We start from the raw sequence: 5294 nt of genomic DNA, 5'->3' as shown, positions 1-5294 counted from the left end.
AAAAATAGTGATACAATTTACTGTATCAAAGCTTCTCAAACTTACCTTTCAGAAAGTAGCTGCAAAACTAACGAATGAAAGTAATTGACACACCTGCACGTCTGCCATATGACAAGTATCATCAAACAACTTTTGTATTGCTATCAAAATAACATAGATTTTTTTCATTGAAGGCTCCTTACTATTATCAAATATCATCGATCTGTTATTTATTGTTATTATGTCGCTAAATACAAGACGTGTCAATTAGAATATTGCTGAGCACAGATTAAATATTAAGTAGATATCGCTAAATATGAACATGGCCAGCGTGCAATGGATGATTGTAAAAGTGACATGTAGTGCTTGAGAAAACACTCCAAGTCTTTAAAAATTTGATCACATGTATTGAAACACTTAATATGGTAAGATGACGTTCATGAATAATTATAGGGAGGGATCAGTTGTGTACGTATTAGAAAATAATCGTTTAAAAGTTGAGGTGGCAGCACCTGGTGAGGTGTATAGGGGACCCAGATTTGATTGGACTGGATTTGTTACCCAAGTCACCTTAGATAAGCGTGTGACTTATTGTGTGCCAGAACGTTTGGAATCAGAAGCAGGTACAGGTGGAATCGGACTAAGTAATGAGTTCGGAATCGATACACCATTAGGCTATGATGAGGTAGAAGTTGGCGAACAGTTTCCCAAAATCGGTGTTGGTTTACTGACTAAAAAAGAAGACAGTGCTTATGACTTTTTTTATAAATATGATGTGACACCAATTGATGTTAAAGTAAATAAAACAGGTCAGACCTTGACGTTTGATTCAGCGACAGAAAGTTTACATGGTTACGGATATCGTTTGCTTAAAAAGATCGCACTTGATCATAACAAGCTCACGATTAGCTACACGCTCAAAAATATTGGTACATTAGCATTTAAAACAAATGAATATTCACATAACTTTATTGGGATTAATAATCAAATAGTGAATGAAAATTATCAACTTACATTACCAAATATGCGTCATTTAGATGTAACAGTTGGTACAATCAAAAAAACTAATCAACAACTAACATGGCCAGTTAGACCAAAAGGTGATTTCTATGCACATATTGATCTGGATCAGAGTCTAACGAGTGAAAAATATCATTGGGATCTTTATCATCAGACGGTACGTGCCGGAGTTAGAGAGTTAAATGCGTTTGAACCAGCTAAGATGGCTTTATGGGGACGTGCTCATGTCGTTAGTCCGGAAGTTTTTGTAAATATTGATTTAGCACCAGGTGAGACACAAATGTGGGAACGTTGCTATCAATTCTATCAAAAAGAATCATCAAGATAACGTTAAACTAATCGATATGTAAATAAAATTAAGCTGAGCAAGACCATAATTCAACCGTTTTTTGGGTATTTTCCATCATCTTCACTACTAAAGTGTTGAATTATTATATCAAATGATTTATAATTAATACGCCCATTTACGAAAGCGGTTTGGGTATTGTTGTGATAGAAATTTTAATCAAGGTTCGTTTGCTCTTTAGCTTATGCACCTTATAAATAGAAATGATAGCAGTTAGTTAATTTTATTAGAGAAAGGAAATCTAAATGGGGATTCTACAAGATTTGTACTTAGGGAATAATTTTTTGCATCTAAAATCGAAAGCGGTTTCGTTAGAGTTAGTTACACTCAACAATGAAACTTACTTTAAAATGGGGAATTATGATCAGATAGCACCATTTTTCATGACAATTGTTAGTGATACCGATCACTGGCTATTTGTATCAAGTACAGGAGGATTAACAGCAGGGCGAAAAAATGCTGAATCTGCCTTATTTCCATATGATACCGATGATAAAATTCATGATAGCTCAGAAACTACAGGATCAGATACGACCTTAATCGTAACAAAAGAGGATAAAGCCTATCTTTGGAAACCATTTTCCGAAAAGTTAGGCACTGTGTATCAAATGACGAGAAACCTCTATAAGAACACGACAGGAGATAAACTTATCTTTGAAGAAATAAACAATGACTTAGGTCTCAGCTTCAGTTACACATTAAAAACAAGCGAGGCTTTTGGATTTGTAAAAGAATCAACTCTTACAAATACGACTGATCAGTTAATTTCTGTTCATGTGTTAGATGGAATTAGAAACATTTTACCTTACGGGGTAAATACATTGCTTCAAACCACAAGAAGCACACTAGTAGACGGGTATAAACGCAGTGAATTACTGGAAGATATTGGTTTAGGCATTTATACATTGAGCTCAATTATTACAGATAAAGCAGAGCCAAGTGAATCACTTAAAGCAACAACTGTCTGGTCTAACGGCTTTGATAATCCAAAGTATCTATTATCAGAACAACAAATTAAAGTACTATTACAACATACATCCATTCAGACAGAAACCGATGTCAAAGGACGCCGGGGCGCTTACTATGTCACAGATACAGTCCACTTAGAAGCGCATGCAAAAAAACATTGGCACATTGTTGCTGAATTAAACCAAAGCGCTGCTGATGTTGAAAAATTAAAAAAAGAACTTACAGAAAACCCTGATATCATGGGTAAAGTTGAACAGGACATTACTCTCGGTGGAGAAAATTTACGACAACTTGTATTTAACGCAGACGGTTATCAGTTTACCGCAAACAAAAAAATGAGTTTCCGCCACTTCTCAAATACATTGTATAACATTATGCGAGGTGGTATTTATGCGGATGGCTACATAATTGATAAATCAGACTTTACTGAATTTGTTTTAAATTGGAATCAAACGGTTTATAATAACGAGCAAGCTTTCTTAAAAAGTCTACCAGAGACATTGCATTATAATGATTTATTAATCTTAGCGAAAAACCGAAACAATTCGGACTTAGAACGATTAACATTTGAATACCTACCACTCACATTTAGTCGCAGGCACGGTGATCCAAGTCGGCCATGGAATAAGTTTAACATTGAAGTCATAAAGGAAGATGGCACAAAAGCATTAAACTTTGAAGGTAATTGGCGAGATATCTTTCAAAATTGGGAAGCACTATCTGTTTCGTATCCTGCTTTCATTGAAAGTATTATTGCAAAATTCGTCAACGCCTCCACAGCTGATGGCTATAACCCATACCGGATCACTAAAGACGGCATTGATTGGGAAACGCTTGATCCAGATGATCCATGGTCAAATATTGGTTATTGGGGAGACCACCAAATTATCTATCTCTTAAAGTTACTTGAATTATCAAAAGCATATAACCCAAAGAAATTGCATTCCTTATTAGAAAAAGAGATTTATGCTTATGCTCATGTCCCTTACCGTATTAAAGGATTCACTGAATTAGTCAATGATCCACAGAATAGCATTGTCTATGATGACCAGAAAGAACAGATCATTAACGAAAGAACCGCAAGACTTGGTTCTGATGGAAAATTAGTGTTCAGTGAGGATAAGGTGTACCATGTTAATTTAATGGAAAAACTTCTCGTCACACTACTTGTGAAATTTTCAAATTACGTACCAGAAGGCGGTATTTGGATGAACACCCAACGACCAGAGTGGAATGATGCGAATAACGCACTAGTAGGTAATGGTTTATCGATGGTAACACTATACTACTTGCATCGCTATCAAGTTTATCTGGAGCAACTTGTTAAAGAATTCACGTCAGACAGCGTAAAAGTTTCTGTTGAAGTGAAGCAGATGTTTGATGACACGCTTGAAGTGTTACGTCACCATCAACAAGACCTCGGTCAACCAATCTGTGATCAGACACGCTTTATGATCGTAAAAGCATTAGGTGAAATCGGAGCAACTTATCGCCATACAATCTATCAAGATGGTTTTAGTGGAGAAAAAGTAGAACTGGCTATTACGTCACTACAGGAATTTATCAGTATATCCTTGAATCACTTAACGGACACAATTGAAAAGAATAAACGAAAAGATGGACTTTATCATTCCTATAACCTGATTCGTTTTCATGAGGATAGTTGTAATGTCTCATATCTCTATGAAATGTTAGAAGGTCAAGTGGCTGTTTTAAGCTCAAAAGCATTAGACAAAAAAGAAGCGATTCACGTATTAGCATCACTCAAAGAGAGTGCAATCTATCGTGAAGATCAAGATAGTTTCATGTTATATCCAAATCGTGAACTACCGAAGTTTCTTGAGAAAAACATCATTCCAGCATCAGATGTAAAACGGTCAGTTATTTTACAAGAAGAACTTAATCATAACCAAACACGTATTATTGAACAAGACGTTTATGGTCGCTACCACTTTAATGGTCGATTTAGAAATGGTGAAGATATCAGGGAAGCTTTAGTGGACTTAGCATGCTACGATGAATCAGACATTCAGGCTGTAGTAGATTTATTTACAGAATTATTTAATCACCACGCCTTTACTGGGCGCTCAGGTACATTTTATAAGTATGAAGGCTTAGGTAGTATATATTGGCACATGGTTTCAAAACTGCTACTTGCAACCGAAGAGATTTTTAATGATGTATATAGCAAAGAAGGTATGACTGAAGACGCAAAAATACTCATGACTTACTACCACGATATTAAAGCAGGTATTGGTGTTGAGAAAACTCCTGCCGAATATGGTGCTTTTCCGACAGAAGCCTATTCACACACACCTGCATTTTCTGGTGTTCAACAACCAGGTATGACGGGACAAGTAAAAGAGGACATCCTGTCACGTTTCGGTGAACTAGGTGTGAAGGTTACCAAAAATTGTTTGCAATTTAAACCTGTACTCTTAGCTAAAGATGAATTTTTAACGTCAGAACAACATTGGCATTTGGCAAAACGAATTCATCCAAGAGCAACAGAAACGATTAAACTACCGAAAAATTCGTTAGGTTTCACAATGCTCACTGTTCCAATCGTCTACATTCTAAGCGATCAAGAAAAGCTTGTTGTCTATGATGTATCGGGGAATGAAAGAACGTATGATAGCTACACTTTAGATGCTAAGACGAGCGAGGAGATCTTTAGACGTGACCACAACATCGATATGATTTATGTCTATCTAGATGAAAGTAGATTAGCTTAAGGCGCAGAATTATGAGTGAAATGAACATATGAAATGTCTACATTTGAATCGTCGGTATACTTTCCAAAGAACCAATTTAAAATATCTATTTGAACAATTACAAAATAATATCTTAATTGAAGTATCAAAAAGTCCATTCTTGATTACCAAGTGTGGACTTTTTGATACTTACTTAGTGTCTACTGAACAAATACTATTCTTCTAAAATAGTCTGTCTTAGAGTGGGAATAATCAATTTTAATCCC

2 protein-coding genes are annotated in these 5294 nt (G+C 35.6%); both read left to right on the top strand.

Going from position 1 to position 5294, the window contains the following annotated elements:
- Nucleotides 1–445: 445 nt before the first annotated feature.
- On the top strand, nucleotides 446–1327 hold the full coding sequence (locus ABD814_RS09785; RefSeq protein ID WP_344912675.1) for a hypothetical protein: 882 nt from the start codon (nucleotides 446–448) through the stop codon (nucleotides 1325–1327).
- A gap of 263 nt (nucleotides 1328–1590) precedes the next feature.
- Nucleotides 1591–5049: a hypothetical protein gene (locus ABD814_RS09780; protein WP_344912673.1), complete on the top strand. Its 3459-nt coding sequence runs from the start codon at nucleotides 1591–1593 to the stop codon at nucleotides 5047–5049.
- Nucleotides 5050–5294 lie beyond the last annotated feature (245 nt).

Source organism: Amphibacillus indicireducens (assembly GCF_039539605.1).
GTDB classification, from domain to species: Bacteria; Bacillota; Bacilli; order Bacillales; family Amphibacillaceae; genus Amphibacillus; species Amphibacillus indicireducens.
This window is presented reverse-complemented; position numbering and strand designations above follow the sequence as displayed.